General features: G+C 58.1%; 16 protein-coding genes and 1 tRNA gene. 3 read left to right on the top strand and 14 right to left on the bottom strand.

Going from position 1 to position 20951, the window contains the following annotated elements; genetic code table 11:
* Positions 1-58: 58 nt before the first annotated feature.
* The 10 genes from V6940_RS17475 to mltB form a co-directional block, all read right to left on the bottom strand.
* Positions 59-151 (bottom strand) — tRNA-Ser (locus tag V6940_RS17475).
* A gap of 318 nt (positions 152-469) precedes the next feature.
* Positions 470-655, bottom strand: a complete 186-nt coding sequence (gene csrA, locus V6940_RS17470) for a carbon storage regulator CsrA (RefSeq protein WP_000906486.1) — start codon at positions 653-655, stop codon at positions 470-472.
* A gap of 240 nt (positions 656-895) precedes the next feature.
* Positions 896-3523, bottom strand: coding sequence for an alanine--tRNA ligase (alaS, locus tag V6940_RS17465; RefSeq protein ID WP_333496709.1), 2628 nt, complete (start codon positions 3521-3523; stop codon positions 896-898).
* Between the two features lie 251 nt (positions 3524-3774).
* Complete coding sequence (gene recX / locus V6940_RS17460) at positions 3775-4275, bottom strand: recombination regulator RecX (protein WP_333496708.1); 501 nt, start codon at positions 4273-4275, stop codon at positions 3775-3777.
* Positions 4276-4344: 69 nt separating this feature from the next.
* Positions 4345-5403, bottom strand: a complete 1059-nt coding sequence (recA, locus tag V6940_RS17455) for a recombinase RecA (protein ID WP_035892538.1) — start codon at positions 5401-5403, stop codon at positions 4345-4347.
* An 80-nt stretch (positions 5404-5483) separates the two neighbouring features.
* A complete protein-coding gene (gene pncC, locus V6940_RS17450) occupies positions 5484-5981 on the bottom strand; it encodes a nicotinamide-nucleotide amidase (protein ID WP_333496707.1) in 498 nt (165 codons plus the stop codon).
* Positions 5982-6119: 138 nt separating this feature from the next.
* Positions 6120-6998: a metal ABC transporter substrate-binding protein gene (locus V6940_RS17445; RefSeq protein WP_333496706.1), complete on the bottom strand. Its 879-nt coding sequence runs from the start codon at positions 6996-6998 to the stop codon at positions 6120-6122.
* Positions 6999-7015: 17 nt separating this feature from the next.
* A complete protein-coding gene (locus tag V6940_RS17440) occupies positions 7016-7870 on the bottom strand; it encodes a metal ABC transporter permease (protein WP_333496705.1) in 855 nt (284 codons plus the stop codon).
* Entirely contained in the window at positions 7867-8577 is a 711-nt protein-coding gene (locus V6940_RS17435; protein ID WP_333496704.1) for a metal ABC transporter ATP-binding protein, read from the bottom strand. Before V6940_RS17435 ends, V6940_RS17440 begins: the two co-directional genes overlap by 4 nt.
* A gap of 194 nt (positions 8578-8771) precedes the next feature.
* Positions 8772-9842 carry a lytic murein transglycosylase B gene (gene mltB, locus V6940_RS17430; RefSeq protein ID WP_185668068.1) on the bottom strand — a complete coding sequence of 357 codons (1071 nt, stop codon included), beginning with the start codon at positions 9840-9842 and terminating at the stop codon, positions 8772-8774.
* Positions 9843-10045: 203 nt separating this feature from the next.
* On the opposite strand from mltB, the gene gutQ reads away from it, so the two are divergent.
* Positions 10046-11011 carry an arabinose-5-phosphate isomerase GutQ gene (gutQ, locus tag V6940_RS17425; RefSeq protein WP_333496703.1) on the top strand — a complete coding sequence of 322 codons (966 nt, stop codon included), beginning with the start codon at positions 10046-10048 and terminating at the stop codon, positions 11009-11011.
* On the opposite strand, the gene norR is transcribed toward gutQ, so the two are convergent.
* Complete coding sequence (gene norR, locus V6940_RS17420) at positions 11008-12534, bottom strand: nitric oxide reductase transcriptional regulator NorR (protein ID WP_333496702.1); 1527 nt, start codon at positions 12532-12534, stop codon at positions 11008-11010. The two genes, gutQ and norR, sit on opposite strands and share 4 nt — an antisense overlap.
* Before the next feature lie 191 nt (positions 12535-12725).
* Between norR and norV the strand changes: the two genes are divergently transcribed.
* Together norV and norW are read left to right on the top strand one after the other, a co-directional pair.
* Positions 12726-14174: an anaerobic nitric oxide reductase flavorubredoxin gene (gene norV / locus V6940_RS17415; protein WP_333496701.1), complete on the top strand. Its 1449-nt coding sequence runs from the start codon at positions 12726-12728 to the stop codon at positions 14172-14174.
* A complete protein-coding gene (gene norW, locus V6940_RS17410; protein ID WP_333496700.1) occupies positions 14171-15304 on the top strand; it encodes an NADH:flavorubredoxin reductase NorW in 1134 nt (377 codons plus the stop codon). The genes norV and norW overlap by 4 nt, the downstream gene beginning before the upstream one ends.
* A gap of 223 nt (positions 15305-15527) precedes the next feature.
* On the opposite strand, the gene V6940_RS17405 is transcribed toward norW, so the two are convergent.
* From V6940_RS17405 to fdhF, 3 genes are read right to left on the bottom strand one after another with little or no spacing between them, the layout of a single operon-like run.
* Positions 15528-16544 (bottom strand): HoxN/HupN/NixA family nickel/cobalt transporter, encoded by a 1017-nt coding sequence (locus V6940_RS17405; RefSeq protein ID WP_333496699.1) that lies wholly within the window; start codon positions 16542-16544, stop codon positions 15528-15530.
* Between the two features lie 10 nt (positions 16545-16554).
* Positions 16555-18780, bottom strand: coding sequence for a carbamoyltransferase HypF (hypF, locus tag V6940_RS17400; protein WP_333496698.1), 2226 nt, complete (start codon positions 18778-18780; stop codon positions 16555-16557).
* 4 nt (positions 18781-18784) lie between these two features.
* Entirely contained in the window at positions 18785-20935 is a 2151-nt protein-coding gene (gene fdhF, locus V6940_RS17395; RefSeq protein WP_333496697.1) for a formate dehydrogenase subunit alpha, read from the bottom strand.
* Positions 20936-20951 lie beyond the last annotated feature (16 nt).

Here is a 20951-nt window from a genome sequence, read left to right as displayed (position 1 = left end):
ACCTCCGACCGCTCGGTTCGTAGCCGAGTACTCTATCCAGCTGAGCTACGGATGCAAATGGCGGTGAGGCGGGGATTCGAACCCCGGATGCAGCTTTTGACCGCATACTCCCTTAGCAGGGGAGCGCCTTCAGCCTCTCGGCCACCTCACCAACAACACCTCTTGCGAGTGCTTCGAAGAACTTGTTTCTGCTCATCGTCGCTGTGTGGCGCACATATTACTTTCTGGGACTTATAAGTCAAACAATTTTCCGCAGATTTTTTTCGTTTGCACATTTCACACGCAATAAGCTGTTAAAAAAGACAGAATGCACGTTTTATCAACAGATAAATTGCGTTTTTGCCGGTATAGCAGCAAAAAAGAAAATGGGTGCAAAGGTGCTGGATCGAGGAAAAAAGGGAGAAAAACGAGAGCAACACGAAGAAAACTGCGGGAGGTGCGTCTCACCCGCGGGGTGAGACGCGAGAACTTAGTAACTGGACTGCTGGGATTTTTCAGCCTGGATACGCTGGTAGATCTCTTCACGGTGAACAGAGACTTCTTTAGGGGCATTTACGCCGATGCGCACCTGGTTACCCTTCACCCCTAAAACTGTCACAGTGACCTCATCTCCAATCATGAGGGTCTCACCAACTCGACGAGTCAGAATCAGCATTCTTTGCTCCTTGAAAGATTAAAAGAGTCGGGTCTCTCTGTATCCCGGCATTCTCCATCATATAACGCCAAAAGGTCAGCTATGACAAACACCTTCGTGTAAGCGGTCACGGCATCACACTCTGTTAAATGTAAGTTTAGCCGATCTACATGACTTCAACCTGACTTTATCGTTATCAGTACCGCATATGCAAGGTGCCTTAACATTTAACGTTAAGGCACCCGCATGCGTTTATTGTTATTACAGTTTAGCGCTGACCCAGCCTTTCACACTGGACAGTGCAGCAGGGAGTGCAGCCGCGTCGGTACCACCAGCTTGCGCCATATCCGGACGACCGCCCCCTTTGCCGCCCACCTGCTGAGCGACCATGCCAACCAGCTCCCCTGCTTTCACACGGTCGGTCACATCCTTAGACACGCCTGCAATCAGAGAAACCTTACCTTCTGCGACCGTCGCCAGTACGATAACCGCAGAACCCAGCTGGTTCTTCAGATCGTCGACCATAGTACGCAGCATCTTCGGCTCAACGCCGGCGAGCTCGCTCACCAGCAGGTTAACGCCGTTAATAGTCTCAGCTTTACTGGAAAGGTTTGCGCTCTCCTGTGCTGCGGCCTGCTCTTTCAGCTGCTGCAGCTCTTTTTCCAGCTGACGCGTACGTTCAATAACGGTACGCACTTTTTCGGTGACGTTATGGCTGTCGCCTTTCAGCAGCTGCGCAATATCGCTCAGGCGATCGCTTTCAGCGTGCAGCGTGGCAATCGCGCCTTCACCGGTCACGGCTTCGATACGACGTACGCCTGCCGCGGTGCCGGATTCAGACACAATGCGGAACAGACCGATATCACCGGTACGAGAAGCGTGGGTACCGCCGCACAGCTCGGTAGAGAAGTCGCCCATGCTCAGAACGCGAACGTGGTCGTCATATTTCTCACCGAACAGCGCCATCGCGCCCTTCGCTTTCGCCGCTTCGAGATCCATGATGTTGGTTTCGATTGGCAGGTTGCGACGAATCTGGGCGTTGACCAGATCTTCAACCGCACGAATCTCTTCCGGCTTCATGGCTTCGAAATGAGAGAAGTCGAAACGCAGAACCTTGTCGTTCACCAGTGAGCCTTTCTGCGCAACGTGCGTGCCCAGAACCTGGCGCAGCGCCGCGTGCATCAGGTGCGTTGCAGAGTGGTTCAGACGGATGCGTGCACGGCGTGCAACATCAACGTCAGCCTGCACGCCATCGCCCACTTTCAGCGCGCCGGTCGCCAGCTTGCCGAGGTGACCAATTGCCTGGCCGTATTTCTGGGTGTCGCTGACCGCAAAGCTAAAGCCCGCGCCTTTCAGTTCGCCCTTATCGCCAACCTGACCGCCGGACTCTGCATAGAACGGAGTCTGGTCAAGCACCACAACCGCTTCCTGGCCAGCAGCAATAGCGTCTACCGCTTTGCCGTCAACGAACAGCGCAGTCACTTTGCCGTTCAGTTCCAGGTGGTCATAGCCTTTAAATTCTGAAGCACCATCAACGCGAATCATCGCGTTGTAGTCTGCGCCAAAACCGCTGGACTCACGCGCACGACGGCGCTGCTCTTCCATTGCGGCTTCGAAGCCAGCTTCGTCAACCTTGATGTTGCGCTCACGGCAAACGTCTGCCGTCAGGTCAACCGGGAAGCCGTAGGTGTCGTACAGACGGAAAGCGGTTTCGCCATCCAGCGTATCGCCGGTCAGTTTTGCCAGCTCTTCGTCGAGCAGCGCCAGACCGCGCTCCAGCGTACGAGCAAATTGCTCTTCTTCGGTTTTCAGTACCTGCTCAACCTGCGCCTGCTGACGTTTCAGCTCTTCGCCTGCTGCACCCATCACTTCTACCAGCGGGCCAACCAGCTTGTAGAAGAAGGTGTCTTTCGCGCCCAGCATGTTGCCATGACGGACGGCGCGGCGAATGATGCGACGCAGCACGTAACCGCGGCTTTCGTTAGACGGCATCACGCCATCGGCAATCAGGAACGCACAAGAACGAATGTGGTCCGCAATAACGCGCAGAGACTTGTTGCTCAGATCGGTCGCACCGGTCGCTTTCGCCACCGCGTCGATCAGTTTACGGAACAGGTCGATGTCATAGTTGGAGTTCACATGCTGCAGAACAGCGGTGATACGCTCCAGACCCATACCGGTGTCCACGGACGGCTTCGGCAGCGGTTCCATGGTGCCGTCAGCCTGACGGTTGAACTGCATGAAGACGATGTTCCAGATCTCAATGTAACGGTCGCCGTCTTCTTCTGCGGAACCCGGAGGGCCACCCCAGATGTGGTCACCGTGGTCATAGAAGATTTCGGTGCACGGGCCGCAAGGACCGGTGTCGCCCATCTGCCAGAAGTTATCCGATGCGTACGGCGCGCCTTTGTTGTCGCCGATACGGATGATGCGCTCACGCGGGATGCCGACTTCTTTTTCCCAGATTTCGTAAGCTTCGTCATCGCTCTCATAAACGGTGACCCACAGACGCTCTTTCGGCAGGGCGAACCAGTTTTCACCGGTCAGCAGTTCCCACGCGTACTGAATAGCGTCGTGCTTGAAGTAGTCGCCAAAGCTGAAGTTACCCAGCATTTCGAAGAAGGTGTGGTGACGTGCGGTGTAACCGACGTTTTCCAGGTCATTGTGTTTACCGCCCGCACGCACGCAACGCTGCGCGGTGGTCGCGCGAGAATAATTACGCTTGTCGAGACCGAGGAACACATCTTTGAACTGGTTCATCCCGGCATTGGTAAACAGCAAAGTAGGGTCGTTATTCGGCACCAGGGAGCTGCTGGCAACTACCTGATGGCCTTTACTATGGAAAAAGTCGAGAAACGCCTGACGGATCTCAGCGGTGCTCTTGCTCATAATTATCCTGACATCAAGCTACACTTCATCCTTCAAACCGCCGAGTCAACGGCTGTTTTCACCCCCAATCACGTACTGAAGTTCGCGTCTGAGGCTTCTCTTTCCCACCACTCTGATGCGGTTTGAATGATTTTGTGTATTAAGGAATATTCGTCACCGACGCGGATTGCTTTAAAAACAACCCGCCTCCGGACGGAAAAAGTGGGAATAAGATAAGTTTTCTTTAAAGGGAAGTAAAATCCCCAGTGCGGTCAATCAGCAAAATTTCGCCATATTTCCTGGATATCTTCCATCAGGTAGCCACGATAGAGCAAAAAACGCTGGATTTTGACCTTTTCCGCAAAGGCGGTTGGCAGCGGCTCCCCGTATTTTCTCACCGCCTGATCGCGCGCCAGTAAAACCCAATCAATGTCGCACTCGCGCATGGCCTGCTCGATGGCTTCTCGGGCAATGCCCTTCTGCCCCAGCTCCTGACGGATGCGCGCCGGGCCATATCCTTTACGGCTGCGTCCGGCCATAAACTGCTGCACGAAGCGACTATCGTCGAGATAACGATTTTCAAAACACCAGGCCACCACCTTTTCAACGTCTTCCGGCGGCGCGTCGATAGGCTCAGGACCATTTTTCCCCATCACCGGGGCGGTAAGTTTACGTCGCAGCTCCTGTTCGCTGTGATCGCGCATTGCCAGAATGCGAATAGCGCGGTCCAGCAGTCTGGCGTAGGCAGAACGGCGCGGTGAGTTTTCGGTCATGATTTTTTACCGTCGTGATAAATGCAAAAAGGGCTGCATAAGCAGCCCTTCGTCTCTGTTAAGAGATTATCAGAAGTCTTCGTTGGTTTCTTCGACGCTGTTGTTATCAACGGCGAAGTCCGGCGTAGAGTCCTGGTTGTTGAGCAGCAGCTCACGCACTTTCTTCTCAATTTCTTTCGCCGCAGCCGGGTTCTCTTTCAGCCAGGAGATAGCGTTCGCTTTACCCTGACCAATTTTGTCGCCGTTGTAGCTGTACCAGGCGCCCGCTTTTTCGATCAGCTTCTCTTTCACGCCGAGGTCGACCAGCTCACCGAAGAAGTTAATGCCTTCGCCGTAGAGGATCTGGAATTCAGCCTGTTTAAACGGTGCAGCAATTTTGTTCTTCACAACCTTCACGCGGGTTTCGCTACCCACCACGTTGTCGCCCTCTTTCACCGCGCCGATACGACGGATATCAAGACGTACGGAAGCGTAGAACTTCAGCGCGTTACCACCGGTAGTGGTTTCTGGGTTACCGAACATCACGCCGATTTTCATACGGATCTGGTTGATGAAGATCAGCAGGGTGTTGGACTGCTTCAGGTTACCGGCCAGTTTACGCATCGCCTGGCTCATCATACGTGCCGCGAGGCCCATATGAGAGTCACCGATTTCGCCTTCGATTTCCGCTTTCGGCGTCAGTGCCGCGACGGAGTCAACAACGATAACGTCTACGGCACCGGAACGCGCCAGCGCGTCACAGATTTCCAGAGCCTGTTCGCCGGTGTCCGGCTGGGAGCACAGCAGGTTGTCGATATCAACGCCCAGCTTGCGAGCATAAACCGGGTCCAGCGCGTGTTCAGCATCGATAAACGCACAGGTTTTGCCTTCACGCTGTGCTGCGGCAATAACCTGCAGCGTCAGGGTCGTTTTACCGGAGGATTCTGGCCCGTAAATTTCGACGATACGACCCATTGGCAGGCCGCCAGCGCCCAGCGCGATATCCAGTGAAAGCGAACCGGTAGAGATAGTTTCCACGTCCATGGAGCGGTCTTCACCCAGACGCATGATGGAGCCTTTACCGAATTGCTTTTCGATCTGGCCCAGCGCTGCAGCCAACGCTTTCTGTTTGTTTTCGTCGATAGCCATTATTACTCCTGTCATACCGGGTGTTACCGGATAGTGAATTCTGTTCTGTTGAGGCAATTATACTGTATGGTCATACAGTATCAAGTATTTTGTAGAAATTGTTGCCAGAGGAGATTGAGCGCATAAGCGGTCGCCTGTCGACGCACCGATTCACGGTCGCCGTCGAAGCATTCACGCTGGGTAATACCTTGCCCGGTGGCGCTTGCCACGCCGAACCAGACCGTGCCAACCGGCTTTTCTGCGCTGCCGCCGTCCGGCCCGGCAATGCCACTAACCGACACCGCAAAGTCAGCCCGCGCCGCGCGCAGTGCACCAATGGCCATCTCAACCACCACCGGCTCACTCACCGCGCCGTACTGTTCGAGCGTGACTTCGCGCACGCCGATCATCTGCGATTTGGCCTCGTTGCTGTAGGTCACAAACCCACGTTCAAACCAGGCAGAACTGCCGGCAATATCGGTAATGGTTTTGGCTATCCAGCCGCCGGTGCAGGACTCTGCGGTGGTCATTGTCGCCCCACGCGCCTTCAGCGCCAGGCCAACCTTTTCACTCAGCTGCATTAATTCTGAATCTGTCATCATCGCTCCGCTTCAGCTCGATAAAGAGGCCATCAAAGATAGCACTTTCAGAACAGATGTGGGGACGGCATGGCGATTTTACGAGGGGGATTCCGAAATTGAACGCCCCGGAAGAACCGGGGCTAGGGAGTGCCAGATTTAGCGCATGCTGGCGGCGATAAGCTCCACATTATGACGCAGCATTTTGACGTAGCTGTCCGCCACGCCGCCCGGTTTCGACAGCGCTTCCGGATACAGCTCCCCGCCCGGCTGCGAGCCGGTGGCCGCGGCAATCTGTTTCACCAGGCGCGGGTCGAGCTGGTTTTCCATAAACCAGGTGTGTACGCCATCGGCCTTAATTTGCGTAATCAACGCCGCCACCTGCGCCGCGCTGGCCTCGCTTTCTGAAGAGAGCCCTTGAGGTGCCAGGAAGGTGACGCCGTAGGCGCGAGAGAAGTAGCCAAAGGCATCGTGGCTGGTCAGCACCTTACGCTTCGCCTGCGGAATGGCGCTGAACTGCTGCTTCGTCCAGCTATGAATATCGTTAAGTTCGCCAATATAGCGTTTGCCGGAAGCATTAAGCGCCGCGCTATCTTCCGGGTCTGCCTTCACCAGCCCGGTCAGGATGTTCTGCGCGTACAATGCGCCGTTTGCCGCGCTGTTCCAGGCGTGTGGGTCGGTCACCGTTTTACCATCTTCATCCAGGGTGTGGGTTTTTACGCCCGTTGAGGCCACCACCAGCTCGCCTTTAAAGCCCGACGCTTTGATAAGGCGGTCCATCCATCCTTCCAGCCCCAGACCGTTGACCACCACGACATCCGCTTTGCTGAGCAGTGCGCTATCTTTCGGCGACGGCTCGAAGGTATGCGGGTCACCGTCCGGGCCAACCAGCGTGTCGACGTGAACGTGCTCGCCGCCCACCTGCTTCACCATGTCGCCCAGCACCGAAAAGCTGCTGACCACGTTGAGCGTCTTTGCCATCGCGCCTTGCGCCGCCAGCCCTAACGCCAGCGCCATAATCACCCCAATACGTTTCATCTTGTCCCCTTTCCTCTTCATTTTAACCAGCTCACGGTCAGCCGGCTTCGCTTGCCAAACAACAAAGAAATCAAAAAGATACCGCTCGCAGTTAGTACAATCGACGGCCCTGCAGGCAGATTGGCTGCCCACGACAGGCTGAGCCCCATCCAGGCGCATACGCCCCCGATTAGCGCCGCCAGCAGCAGAATTGACGGTAAGGTTTTCGCCCAGCAGCGCGCCGCAACGGCGGGCAGCATCATGACCCCCACCGCCATCAGCGTGCCCAGCACCTGAAAACCGGCCACCAGGTTGAGCACCAGCAACGCCAGAAACAGCCCGTGCAGCAACACGGGCAGCCAGCGCGCATTCACCTGTAGCCAACTGCTATCAAACGCTTCGCTCACCAGCCCCCGGTAGAAGAGCGCAATGCAGAGCAGCGTCAGGCTGGCGACACCCGCCACAAACAGCGCCGCATCGTTATCGACTGCCAGAATCGAACCAAACAGCAGATGCAGCAGGTCAACGTTAGAGCCGCGCAGCGAGACCAGCGTGACCCCCAGCGCCAGCGACCCTAAGTAGAATCCAGCAAAACTGGCATCCTCTTTCAGCGGTGTGCGTCGGCTAACCCAACCGGCCACCAGCGCCACCGTAATACCGGCAATAAAGCCGCCAACGGTCATCGCCAGCAGCGACATGCCGTTCACCAGATAGCCCACCGCCACGCCGGGAAGAATGGCGTGCGACAGCGCATCCCCCATCAGACTCATCCGCCGCAGCAATAAAAAGACGCCGAGGATTGTGGTACTTAGCGACAGCGCAAGGCACACCACCAATGCCCGGCGCATAAAGCCAAACTCGATAAAGGGTTGGAAGAAGGTGTGCCAGATCATGCGTGCCTCGCGGAGTTAAACGCGGGCAGCACGTCATGGGTATGCCCCCAACAGGCGTTCTGTGGTGCCAGCAACAGCGTTTCGGGGAAGTATTCCGCTACGCGCTGGTTATCATGCAGCACCGCCAGCACGGTCTGCCCCTGCTGATGCATCTCCTGAATCACCCCCATCAGGTCATGACTGGTGGCTTCATCAATCCCGGTGAAGGGCTCATCAAGCATCACCAGCGGCGCGCGCTGTACCAGCACGCGGGCAAAGAGCATACGCTGGAACTGGCCGCCGGAAAGTGCGTCAATGGGTGTTTTCGCCATGCTTTCCAGACCCACTCGCGCCAGTGCAGCGGCAATACGCTGGCGCGTGTCGCTACGCAGGCCTCGCAGCAACGAAATTCGCGGCCACGCCCCCTGGCTCACCACATCCAGCACGGTTAACGGAAACTGTGACTCCAGCGCATGACGCTGGGCCAGCCAGCCAATCACCGGGCGTGAAGGCGCCCAGCGAATGACGCCGCTTACCGGTGGAATAAATCCCGCCAGCGTTTTCAGTAAAGTGGATTTTCCGCAGCCGTTCAGGCCGACAATCGCCGTCATGCTGCCTTTGTGAATAACGCCGCTCAGCGATGGCGTAATCGCCACGCCTTCATAGCCTGCCACCAGGTTGTCCAGTTCAATCATGGCAGCGACACCGCCCACCAGACCATCAGCCACAGCACGCTCAATAGCGCGCAGGCCAGCAAAACCCGCGTAACGCTGCCGGCCATAAAAACAGGAGTGAACATCTTCGCCTCATCATTTAATGTTATAACGTAACAATATTGAATTAGCAGTAAGATGTAAACGGCAGAAAATGATGCGAAATGTAACAAGCTCCCCTCTGAACCGAGAGGAGCCAGAAGGAAGGATTACTGACCGCGCGCCTGAGAGACTGCCAGACCCAGCTGCCAGACGGCCATTGCATAGTGGGTGCTGTGGTTATAGCGGGTGATGGTGTAGAAGTTCGGCAGACCGTACCAATACTGATAGCCCGTGCCGATATCCAACCGCAGCAGGCTGGCCTGCTGATGATTACCCAGCGGCTGCATCGGTGTTAAGCCTGCCGCCGCCAGCTGCGAAACGCTGTATTTGGTTTTGAAGCCATTCTCCAGTCCTGGGGCCTGACCCATCGCCTGCACCGCCACCGCGTCGCCGCTCACCCAACCGTGCTGTTTGAAGTAGTTCGCCACGCTGCCGATCGCATCTTCCGGATCCCACAGGTTGATATGGCCATCACCATTGAAATCAACCGCATACTCTTTGTAGGAGGACGGCATAAACTGCCCGTAGCCCATCGCCCCGGCAAATGAACCTTTCAGATCCAGCGGGTCATCCTGCTCATCACGCGCCATCAGCAGGAAGGTTTCCAGCTCGCCGGAGAAGTACGCCGCGCGGCGCGGATAGTTGAAGGAGAGCGTCGCCAGCGCATCGAGAATGCGCGTTTTACCCATCACGCGGCCCCAGCGAGTTTCCACACCGATAATCCCGACGATAATTTCCGGCGGTACGCCGTATACCTGCGAAGCACGCTGCAGCGCGTCCTGATGCTGGTTCCAGAACACCACGCCGTTCTGGACGTTATCCGGCGTAATGAACTGATTGCGATAGCGCAGCCACGCCCCGTTCGGGCCGGTTGGCGGTAGACCGGTCGGCGCCTGTCTGTCCATCAGGCGCAACACATAATCCAGGCGCTTGGCCTGAGAGAGAATCTCATGCAGCTGCTGTCGGTCAAAACCGTGCTTGCTCACCATCTTGTCAATGAACTGCTCTGCCGCCGGGTTGTTAGCAAAATCACCGGTCGGAATTAGCGCATTGTGCTGAGGTTCAAGGAGAAAACCGCCGGAGGTGGTTGCCGGAGATTCAGCCGTTTTAGGTTTGCTACTACAGGCAGCGAGCAGGACACACAGGGGGAGTAAAGCCAGAACACGACGCTTCAACATGGGACATCCGTTTAACAATATCAGCAAGAGTTAAATATGGTAAAGCATCCGCCACGCTGCAAGGAAGCGCTGGAGGCCGCGAGGGGAAAAAAAACTCCGCAGACGAACTATCCATGATTCAATCGATGATCTTCCGACGGAGAATGTTTTATCATCGCCGCGCAAAACTGGACCGTGTAACGCGCTAATTATCGGAGAAAGTCATGAGTGATTTTTTGTTAGAGGCCGGGCGTAAGGCCCTGTTACTGGAACTGCAGGAAGCAAGCCGCCTACCCGACCGTCTTGACGAGACCTTTGTTCAGGCCGCCAACGCCATCCTGAACTGCAAAGGAAAACTGATTGTTTCCGGGATGGGCAAATCCGGCCATATCGGCAAAAAGCTGGCAGCCACCTTCGCCAGCACCGGCACCCCGGCATTCTTCGTCCACCCGGCGGAAGCGCTGCACGGCGACCTGGGCATGGTGGAAAGCCGCGACGTGATGCTGTTTATCTCCTACTCCGGCAGCGCCAAAGAGCTCGACTACATCATTCCACGTTTGAAAGAGAAATCCGTGGTGCTGCTGGCAATGACCGGCAAAGCCAACTCCGCGCTGGCCCAGGCGGCCGACGCCGTTATCGATATTTCCGTTGAACGTGAAGCCTGCCCGATGCACCTGGCGCCAACCTCCAGCACCGTCAACACGCTGATGATGGGCGACGCGCTGGCGATTGCTGTCATGCAGGCGCGCGGCTTTAACGAAGAAGATTTTGCGCGCTCTCACCCGGCTGGTGCACTGGGCGCTCGCCTGCTCAACCGCGTTCACCATCTGATGCGTCACGAGAGCGATGTCCCGCAGGTCACCGTTCATGCCAGCGTAATGGACGCGATGCTGGAACTCAGCCGCACCGGCATGGGGATGGTAGCGGTCTGCAACGAACAATCACAGGTTCAGGGGGTGTTCACCGACGGCGATCTACGCCGCTGGCTGGTGAGCGGCGGTTCGCTGGCGGATTGCGTTAACGACGCGATGACCAAAGGCGGCGTCACCCTGCACGATCAGGCCCGCGCCGTTGACGCCAAAGAACAGCTGATGAAGCAGAAAATCAGCGCCGCGCCGGTGGTGGATGACAACCATCGGCTGGTCGGCGCAATTAACCTGCAAAACTTCTACCAGGCCGGGATCCTTTAATCCTTCAGCCCCAGACGCTTCGCCAACCGGTGCAGGTTGGCGACGTCTGTCTCCAGCGCCCGGGCGCTTGCCGCCCAGTTATGCTGATGTGTCTCCAGCGCCCGACGAATCATCTGTCGCTGAAAATGTTCGGTGGCGTCGCGCAGATTGTTCACTGCCGCCACGGGAGGCGCCGCCATCTCCACAACCGCTGCCGTCGGCGTACCTTCCTGAAACGCAAAGTGCTGCGCTTCCAGTACCACCTCGCCGTTGCTGCGCGTGGTTGCCCGTGCCAGCACGACCGCACGGTGTACCGCGTGCTCAAGCTCGCGCACGTTACCCGGCCAGCCGTAGCTTTGCAGATGCGCCCGCGCGCCGCCGCTGAGCACCACGCGAGACAGCCCCAGCCGCAGCCGACACTGCTCGCAGAAGTAGCCAGCCAGCAGCACCACGTCGTCGCCCCGTTCGCGCAGCGGCGGCACGGACAGCGGGAACACGCTCAGGCGATGGAACAGGTCGGCACGAAAGTTGCCCGCCAGCACCTCTTCGCGCAGGTCACGGTTGGTGGCGGCCAGTACCCGCACATCGACGCGCAGGCTGCGGTCATCGCCGACGCGCTGAATATCGCCATACTGCAGTACGCGCAGCAGTTTGGCCTGCAGCGCCAGCGATAGCTCACCAATTTCATCTAAGAACAGCGTGCCGTTGTCGGCCATTTCAAACTTGCCGCTGCGGTTGCTGATAGCCCCGGTAAACGCCCCTTTGACGTGGCCAAACAGTTCACTCTCGGCCACGCTCTCCGGCAGCGCGGCGCAGTTCAGGTAAACCAGCGGGCTGACCGCGCGGGGCGACCCTTCGTGAATGGCCTTCGCCACCAACTCTTTCCCGGTGCCGGTTTCGCCGCTTATCAGTACATTCAGGTCAGAGGCGGCGACAATCTCAATCTCTTTTTTTAGCTGCGTCATGCCCGGAGACAGACCAATCATCTGCGTCTCTTTCACCTGCTCGAAGTCGGTCGGTGCGCCCGGCAGCATGTTCTGGCTTTCAAGCTGTTCAATCAGCAGCGCGTTGCTGAGCGCTCCCGCCGCCAGCGCGGCAATCAGCCGCAGCTCTTCATCGCTAAAGACGTCAAACTGGTCCGGCGACATACCGTCGAGGGTTAATGCACCAATCAGGTTCTGCCCGGCAAACAGCGGCAGCCCGATGCAAGCATGGACCTTCAGGCTCTCCTGACCGGGGATCAGGCCGTCGTACGGGTCGGGCAAATCGCTATCCGCCGGGAAACGTACCACGTCACCCGCACGGGCAATCGCCTCCAGCCGCGGATGCCCTTCGAGGATAAAACGCCTGCCGAGCACGTCTTTCGCCAGCCCATCAATCGCCAGCGGGATAAACTGCCGCGCGTCGTAGCGCAGCAGCGCGGAGGCATCGCACTCCAGCACCTGGCGTAGCGTGGTGATCAGACGCTGAAATCGGTCCTGATGGCCGACGCCGCGCTGGAGTTCAATGGCGATGCCCGCCAGCACATCAACGGAAAAGCTCATGGCGTACCTCTTACAGTCATTTTGACAATGCATAATGTCATATTGACAATATCAAGCATAGTCATTTTGACTAACAACAAAGAGGTATAAATTAATTTTATTAACTAAATCAATCAATTAAAAAGTTGGCACGCAACCTGCAATTAGCAATACATCTTTTTTGAAAAAACGCTGAATTAATTGAGGTTGCTATGTCTATTCTGGTTAAAAATAACATTCATTGGGTTGGTCAACGTGATTGGGAAGTGCGTGATTTCCACGGTACCGAATACAAAACGCTGCGCGGCAGCAGCTACAACAGCTACCTTATCCGTGAAGAGAAAAACGTCCTGATTGATACCGTCGACCATAAATTCAGCCGTGAATTCGTACAGAACCTGCGCGGCGAAATCGACCTGGCTGATATCGACTACATCATCATTAACCACGCCGAAGAAGACCACGCCGGTGCGCTGACTGAGCTGATGTCGCAGATTCCGGACACCCCAATCTACTGCACCGCCAACGCCATTGACTCCATCAACGGCCACCACCATCACCCAGAGTGGAACTTCCACGTGGTGAAAACCGGCGACAGTCTGGACATCGGTAACGGCAAACAGCTGGTCTTCGTGGAAACCCCGATGCTGCACTGGCCTGACAGCATGATGACCTACATGACCGGCGATGCGGTGCTGTTCAGTAACGATGCCTTCGGCCAGCACTACTGTGACGAACGCCTGTTCAACGACGAAGTTGACCAGACCGAACTGTTCGAACAGTGCCAGCGCTACTATGCCAATATCCTGACCCCGTTCAGCCGCCTGGTGACGCCAAAAATCACCGAGATCCTCGGCTTCAACCTGCCGGTCGATATGATTGCCACCTCCCACGGTGTGGTATGGCGCGAAAACCCAACGCAGATCGTCGAACTGTATCTGAAATGGGCAGCAGACTATCAGGAAGACCGTATCACCATCTTCTACGACACCATGTCCAACAACACCCGCATGATGGCGGATGCGATTGCCCAGGGGATCAACGAAGTTGACCCGAACGTGGCGGTGAAAATCTTCAACGTTGCCCGCAGTGATAAAAACGAAATTCTGACCAACGTCTTCCGTTCTAAAGGCGTGCTGGTGGGGACTTCAACCATGAACAACGTGATGATGCCGAAAATCGCTGGCCTGGTAGAAGAGATGACCGGCCTGCGCTTCCGTAACAAACGCGCCAGCGCCTTTGGTTCTCACGGCTGGAGCGGCGGCGCGGTTGACCGTCTGTCTACTCGTTTGCAGGATGCGGGCTTTGAAATGTCTCTGAGCCTGAAGGCGAAATGGCGCCCGGATATCGACGCACTGGAAGTCTGCCGTCAGCACGGCCGTGAAATTGCCCGCCAGTGGGCACTGGCTCCGCTGCCTGAAGCCACGGCAAAACCAGACGCCGCGAAAGAGGCCTGCGCCTGTGCCGCCGCTGCCGCAGCCGACCTCGGCCCAAGCATGCAGTGCAGCGTGTGTCAGTGGGTTTACGACCCGGCGAAAGGCGAACCAAACCAGGACGTCCAGCCAGGCACCCCGTGGAGCGAAGTCCCGGACAACTTCCTGTGCCCGGAATGTTCATTAGGGAAAGATGTCTTTGACGTGATGGCAACGGAGGCAAAATGAATCATGGCATCGTGATCATCGGCTCGGGCTTCGCGGCCCGCCAGCTGGTGAAGAATATTCGTAAGCTCGATGCGAGCGTCAAACTGACGCTCATCGCCGCCGACAGCATCGACGAGTACAACAAACCGGACTTAAGCCACGTGGTGAGCCGGGGGCAAACCGCCGCCGACCTCACCCTGCAAACCGCAGGCGAGTTCGCCGAGCAGTACAACCTGAATCTGTTCCCGCAGACCTGGGTGACCGGCATCGACGCCAACGCGCATGTGGTGAAAAGCCAGAGTCATGAATGGCAGTACGACAAGCTGGTGCTGGCAACGGGCGCGTCAACCATCGTGCCGCCGGTACCGGGCAAGGAGCTGATGCTAACCCTCAACAGCCAGCAGGAGTTCGGTGCCGCGCAGAGTACGTTGCGCGATGCCCAGCGCGTGCTGATTATCGGCGGTGGCCTGATTGGCAGCGAGCTGGCGATGGACTTCAGCCGCGCCGGTAAAGCGGTCACCGTGGTGGATAACTCCGCCAGCGTACTGGCCTCGCTGATGCCGCCGGAAGTGAGCAGCCGGTTGCAGCATCGTCTGACCGACATGGGCATTCATCTGCTGCTGAAATCTCAGCTGCAGTCGCTGGAGCAGACCGCCACCGGTATTCGCGCCACCTTTGACCGCGACCGCCAGGTGGAGGTTGATGCAGTGGTGGCCGCCACCGGCCTGCGTCCGGAAACGGCGCTGGCGCGGATGGCGGGCCTTGAAATTAACCGCGGCGTGAAGGTCGATAGTACCCTGCGCACCAGCAACCCGGATATCTATGCGCTGGGCGACTGTGCGGAGATCAACGGTACCGTGCTGCCGTTCCTGCAGCCGATTCTGATGAGCGCCATGTGTCTGGCAAAAAACATTCTCGGCCAGTCCGGCGAGCTGAAGCTGCCGAACATGCTGGTGAAGGTGAAAACCCCGGATCTGCCGCTGCATCTGGCCGGTGAAACCCGCCGTCAGGATTTGAACTGGAAAATTGAAACCCGCGCCGACGGTATGCTGGCGCAAGGCTACGACGAAGGCCAGCAACTGCGGGCGTTCGTGGTTAGCGAGGAGCGAATGAAAGAGGCCTTTGGTCTGTTGAAGTCGCTCGCGAGTTAAGACGTCAACGCGCTGTTCACTGTATAACTTAACCTCAAGCGCATGGACGCGCTAACGTCTGATTTTAGCCCCGCTGCCCCGGGGCTTTTTTTGTTTTTGCGTCTGGTGCTTCCCCGGCGGCGCTGCGCTTGGCCAGGCTACAGGCTGAATGTAGGCCGGATAAGGCAACGCCGCCATCCGGCAACCTGCTCCATTCAGCCTGATGGCGCTACGCTTATCAGGCCTACCGCACCACCAGCGCGTCATAGTTTCGCCAGCGGTAGTTCACCATCGACACCAACCAGCACAGCGCGAACAGGCCAATCACCACAAAGCCCGCATTGCCAAGGTTGTCGCTCAGCATCGATACGCCGCTCCAGACGCCGCCGGTCAGGTCGAACTTATCGATAATCAGCCCCAGCGCTTCCAGCCCACCGATAAACAGCGCGACCACCACGGAGGCACCGGTAATGGTCATATTGTAGTAAAGCTTACGCTGCGGCTTGTTGAAAGCCCAACCGTACGCGCCCACCATCAGAATATTATCCAGGGTGTCGACCAGCGCCATGCCGCTCGCGAACAGCGCCGGGAAAACCATAATTGACCACATCGACATCCCGCTCGACGCGCTGGCGGCAGAGATGCCCAGCACACCAATTTCAGTGGCAGTGTCAAAACCGAGGCCAAACAGGAAGCCAACCAGATACATGTGCCAGCTCTTGCCAATCAGGCGGAAAGTACGGCTGAACAGCGCGCTCATCATACCGCCCGTCACCGGCAGGTCGGCGGAGACCGACTCACCTTTTTTCAGCGCCTGGAAGCTGCGCCACACGCCGCGCAGAATAATCAGGTTGACCAGCGCCATCGCCAGCAGGAACACCGCCGACACGGTGGTACCGATGATGCTGCCGGTGTCGTGGAACCAGCTCATCTTATGCTGGAACGCGGTCGCCGTGGCGGCAATCGCCACCGATGCCAGCACCACTATAGAGGAGTGGCCGAGTGAGAACCAGGCACCGACGCCGAACGGGCGTTTACCCTGCTGCATCATTTTACGGGTGACGTTATCAATCGCCGCAATGTGGTCAGCATCCACCGCATGACGCAGGCCGTAGCCCCACGCCAGCAGACTGGCGGCCATCAGCGCGCCGTTATGACCAAATGCCTGCCATGCCCAACCCCAGGCCAGTAAATTCGCCAACACGAGAACCATAACCAGCAGCGTTGCGCGCGGCTGTTGACGAAGAACATTCCACAACATGAGTAACTCCTTAAACCAGATGGCGAGCTGCAGCAATCACAGACTGCCCGTATGAAATTGCCCCATCCCCCGCGGGTAAACGCTTCGGAAAGAGCAAAGTGAAATCGTGTAGAGAGTGCGTAAGGCGGCTGCGCAGCAGCGCGTTGTGCAGCACGCCGCCGCCGAAAGCCAGCGTCGATAGCGACAGACGCTCTGCGTGCTGACGCATTAGGGCGGCAATGCCCTGCGCCAGCGCATCGTGAAACGCCCACGCTTTTTGCGCCGGGGTCGCCTGCCAGCTCAGCCATGCCTGCCAGAAGGTGGCAAGATCCAGCTGATTATCAACAACCGGCATCGTCACTGGATGGGTTACGCCCGCACAGCCCGACGCCAGCGCTTCCAGTCGACAGGCGGCCTCGCCTTCATAGCTCAACGCCAGCGGCGCGCAGCCCACCGCACAGGCCACCGCGTCAAACAGACGACCACAGGAGGACGCCACCGGACTGTTGATCCCGCGCTGAATCGCCTGCACCAGCAGCGGCCAATTCTGCTGCTGCACGGCCTGTGTTTCTTCAAACGCTTCCCAACCGGGCACGAACGCCAGGCAGTGCGCCAGCAGGTTACGCCACGGCTGACGCGCCGCCAGGTCACCGCCCGGCAGCGCCACGGCCGGCAGGCCGCCGAGATGTTCACACTCGCGGTAGCTCACGCGCAGACACTCACCGCCCCACAGCGCGCCGTGTTCGCCCATGCCAATACCGTCGAGCGCCATCGCGATCACCTCGCCGCCGTCAAGCGGCCAGTCGTGTTCGGCAAGGCAGGCGGCAATGTGGGCGTGATGATGCAGCACCTGATGCTGCGGCAGCGCCAGTTCCGCTGCCCACTGAGACGAGCGATAGGCCGCGTGGTAGTCCGCCACCACCGCCTGCGGCGCAAAGTCATAAATGGACTGCATCAGCGCCAGCGCCTGTCGCCACTGGGCTTCCACGCCGTCGTCGGTCAGGTCGCCAAAGTGCTGGCTGAGAACCGCCCGGTCACCGCGCACCAGGCAGAAGGTATTTTTCATGTCCGCGCCAAGGCAGAGCATCGGCGGCACATCGCGAAAGCCCGGCGGCAGGGTCAATGCATCCGGCACATAGCCGCGCGAACGGCGCAGCATCTCGCCGCTCTGGCGCACCACCGAGTCGTCCATCCGCTGCACGATATCGCGGTTGTGCAGCAAAAAGCCGTCGGCAATATCGGCCAGATCGGTCAATGCATCATCGTTGGTCAACGCCGGTGGTTTACCGCTCAGGTTGCCGGAGGTCATCACCAGCGGGCGCGCCAGCGCCTGCATCAGCAGATGCTGTAGCGGGTTAGCGGGCAGCATCACGCCGACTTCCGCAAGATCCGGCGCAATCTCCGGGCAGACACCGGAAATCAGGTGTTTATCCACCAACACAATCGGTGCGGCGGGGGTTTTCAGCAGCGAGCGGGCGTCAATTGACAGCGCGTCAGCGTTCGCCACCATCACCGCCAGCGGTTTTGCCGGGCGATGTTTGCGCGCGCGAAGCGTCGCCACCGCCGCAGAATTTCCGGCATCGCAGGCCAGATGGAAGCCGCCAATGCCCTTCACTGCCACAATGCCACCGGCGTCAATCATGGCGATAGCGGCGGCAAGCGCCGCCTCTTTTTCCGCGCGTTGCTCGCCGCTTTGCCACATCAACCACGGCCCGCACTCGGCGCAAGCCACCGGCTGGGCGTGAAAACGGCGGTCATAAGGATTACGGTACTCCGCCTCGCACTGCGGGCAGAGCGGAAACGCCGCCATCACCGTCAACGGGCGGTCATAGGGCATGGCGTGAATAATGGTAAAGCGCGGTCCGCAGTGGGTGCAGTTGATAAACGGGTAGCGATAGCGCCGCTCCTGCGGGTCGTTCATTTCTGCCAGGCAGGCCGGACAGGTTGCCGCATCCGGGACAATCTGGGTGCTCATCGCCCCGGCACCGCTCTGGCGGATGGTAAAATCGGTCGGCAGCGTCGGCCACTCGAATGACTCGACTTGGGTACTATCAATGCGCGCAAGCGGCGGGCAGTACTGGTACAGCGCGGCGATAAAGTCCGCTTCGTCACCGTACAGGCGCAGCAGTACCCCAGCGCTGTCGTTACAGACATCGCCAAGGCAGCCGCGCTGCTGTGCCAGTTGCCAGACGAAGGGGCGGAAGCCCACCCCCTGTACTTTTCCGCAGATACGGATCTGCACGCCGTTTGCGTTCATCTGATTACCCGTTGAGCGCCGCGTTGAGGCGCGTTTTCATCGACTGATAGCTGTCCAGCGCGAAGGTTTCGGCCCAGTTCTGATCCGCTATCGCTTCGACTTTCACCGCGCAGTACTTGGTTTCCGGCGTTTTCGAGATAGGGTCGAGGTTATCCTGGGTCAGTTCGTTGCAGGCACCGACCCACCATTGATAGGTCATGTAGACGCTGCCGAGGTTGATGCGTTCGCTGACGCTGGCGCGGCTAATCACTTTGCCGCGGCGGGAGGAGACCCACACCAGTTGCTTATCGCGCACACCCAGACGTTTAGCATCCTGCGGGTTCATCTGCACAAAGCCTGGCTCATCGGCGAGCGATTGCAACGCCGCGCAGTTACCGGTCATTGAACGACAGGAGTAGTGCCCCACTTCACGTACGGTACAGAGCACCAGTGGGTAGTCGTCGTTCGGGCTTTCAGCCGGCGCGCGCCACGGAGCAGCAAACAGGTGGCCTTTGCCATCAGGCGTGGCAAACTGATTACCTTCGTACAGATACGGTGTTCCCGGATGGTCAAGGGTCGGGCACGGCCACTGTACGTGCCCCATCTCACCCATTTTCTCGTAGGTTACGCCGTAGAACAGCGGGCACAGCTCGCGCATTTCGTCCCAGATTTGCTGGTTGTCGTCGTAATGCATCGGGTAGCCCATTTCGCTTGCCAGCAGGCTGATGATTTCCCAGTCGCGCTTCACGTTATAGGTCGGTTCGATGGCTTTTTCGAAGCGCTGGAAGCCGCGGTCGGCGCAGGTGAAGACGCCGCCATGTTCACCCCATGAGGTAGCGGGCAGCAGTACGTCAGCCTGCTCGGCGGTCTTGGTCATAAAGATGTCCTGCACCACCACAAAGTCGAGCGCTTCAAACCCTTTGCGCACGAGACCTAAATCCGCCTCGGTTTGCAGCGGGTCCTCGCCCATGATGTAGTAGGCTTTCACCTTCCCTTCAATGGCCAGATGCGGCACTTCGGTAATGCGCACGCCGACTTTATCGTCCATCAGGCTGGCGTCGATGCCCCAGGCTTTGGCGAACTTCTCGCGCACGGCGGCGTCCACCACATCCTGATAGCCAGGGAACTGGTTTGGCAGCACGCCCATATCACACGCGCCCTGCACGTTGTTCTGCCCACGCACCGGACCAACACCGACCGCTTCTCGCCCGAGGTTACCGGTCAGCAGCGCCAGGCTTGCCAGCCCTTTCACCACGTCAACCGCCTGGCCAAACTGGGTGACGCCCATGCCCCACATAATGGTCGCCGACGGCGCGGCCGCGTAGGTGCGCATCGCCTGACGAACCTGCATGGCCGGAATGCCAGTCAGGGATTCCACCGCTTCCGGCGCGTAGTCTTTGACGATTTCGCGCAGTTCATCAAGCCCGGTGGTGTAGCGAGAAACGTACTCGTGGTCGTACAGGTCTTCTTCCAGCAGCACGTGGGCGAAGGCGTTCACCAGCGCCATGTTGCTGCCGTTGCGCATTTGTAAATGCTGGTCGGCGATGCGCGCGGTTTCAATACGGCGCGGATCGCAGACGATAATTTTGGCCCCTTTGTCTTTGGCTTTAATCACACGACGCGCCACGATCGGGTGCGAGTCCGCGCAGTTGTAGCCAAAGACCAGCAGGCAGCGGGAGTTTTCAATATCGCCGATGCTGTTGCTCATTGCACCGTTGCCCAGCACGTCCTGAAGCCCGGCCACCGATGGGCCGTGGCAGACGCGCGCGCAGCAGTCGACGTTATTGGTGTGCAGCACGCCGCGGGCGAATTTCTGCATCACATAGTTGGTTTCATTGCCGGTGCCGCGCGATGACCCGGTGGTCATAATGGCGCGCGGCCCGAATTTGGCTTTGATATCGCCAAGACGCTTCGCGGTATAGCGAATCGCCTCATCCCAGCTCACGGGAGTGAACTTGCCGCCTTTTTCATAGCGGATCATCGGCTGCGTTAATCGGGGGGTCAGCAGCTTGGTATCGTTAAGAAAGTCCCAGCCGTAATAGCCCTTCAGGCACAGCTCATTCTGGTTGGTTTTGCCGTCGGCGGCCTCGGCGCGGATAATTTTACCGTTGTCGACAACCAGCTTCAGTTTGCAACCAGCCCCACAGTAAGGGCACACACTCGTGATTTTTTTCATCAGTAACAGACCTGTT

Origin of the sequence: Kluyvera sp. CHPC 1.251, assembly GCF_036759945.1 — a bacterium.
Classification (GTDB): Bacteria; Pseudomonadota; Gammaproteobacteria; order Enterobacterales; family Enterobacteriaceae; genus Kluyvera; species Kluyvera sichuanensis.
This window is presented reverse-complemented; position numbering and strand designations above follow the sequence as displayed.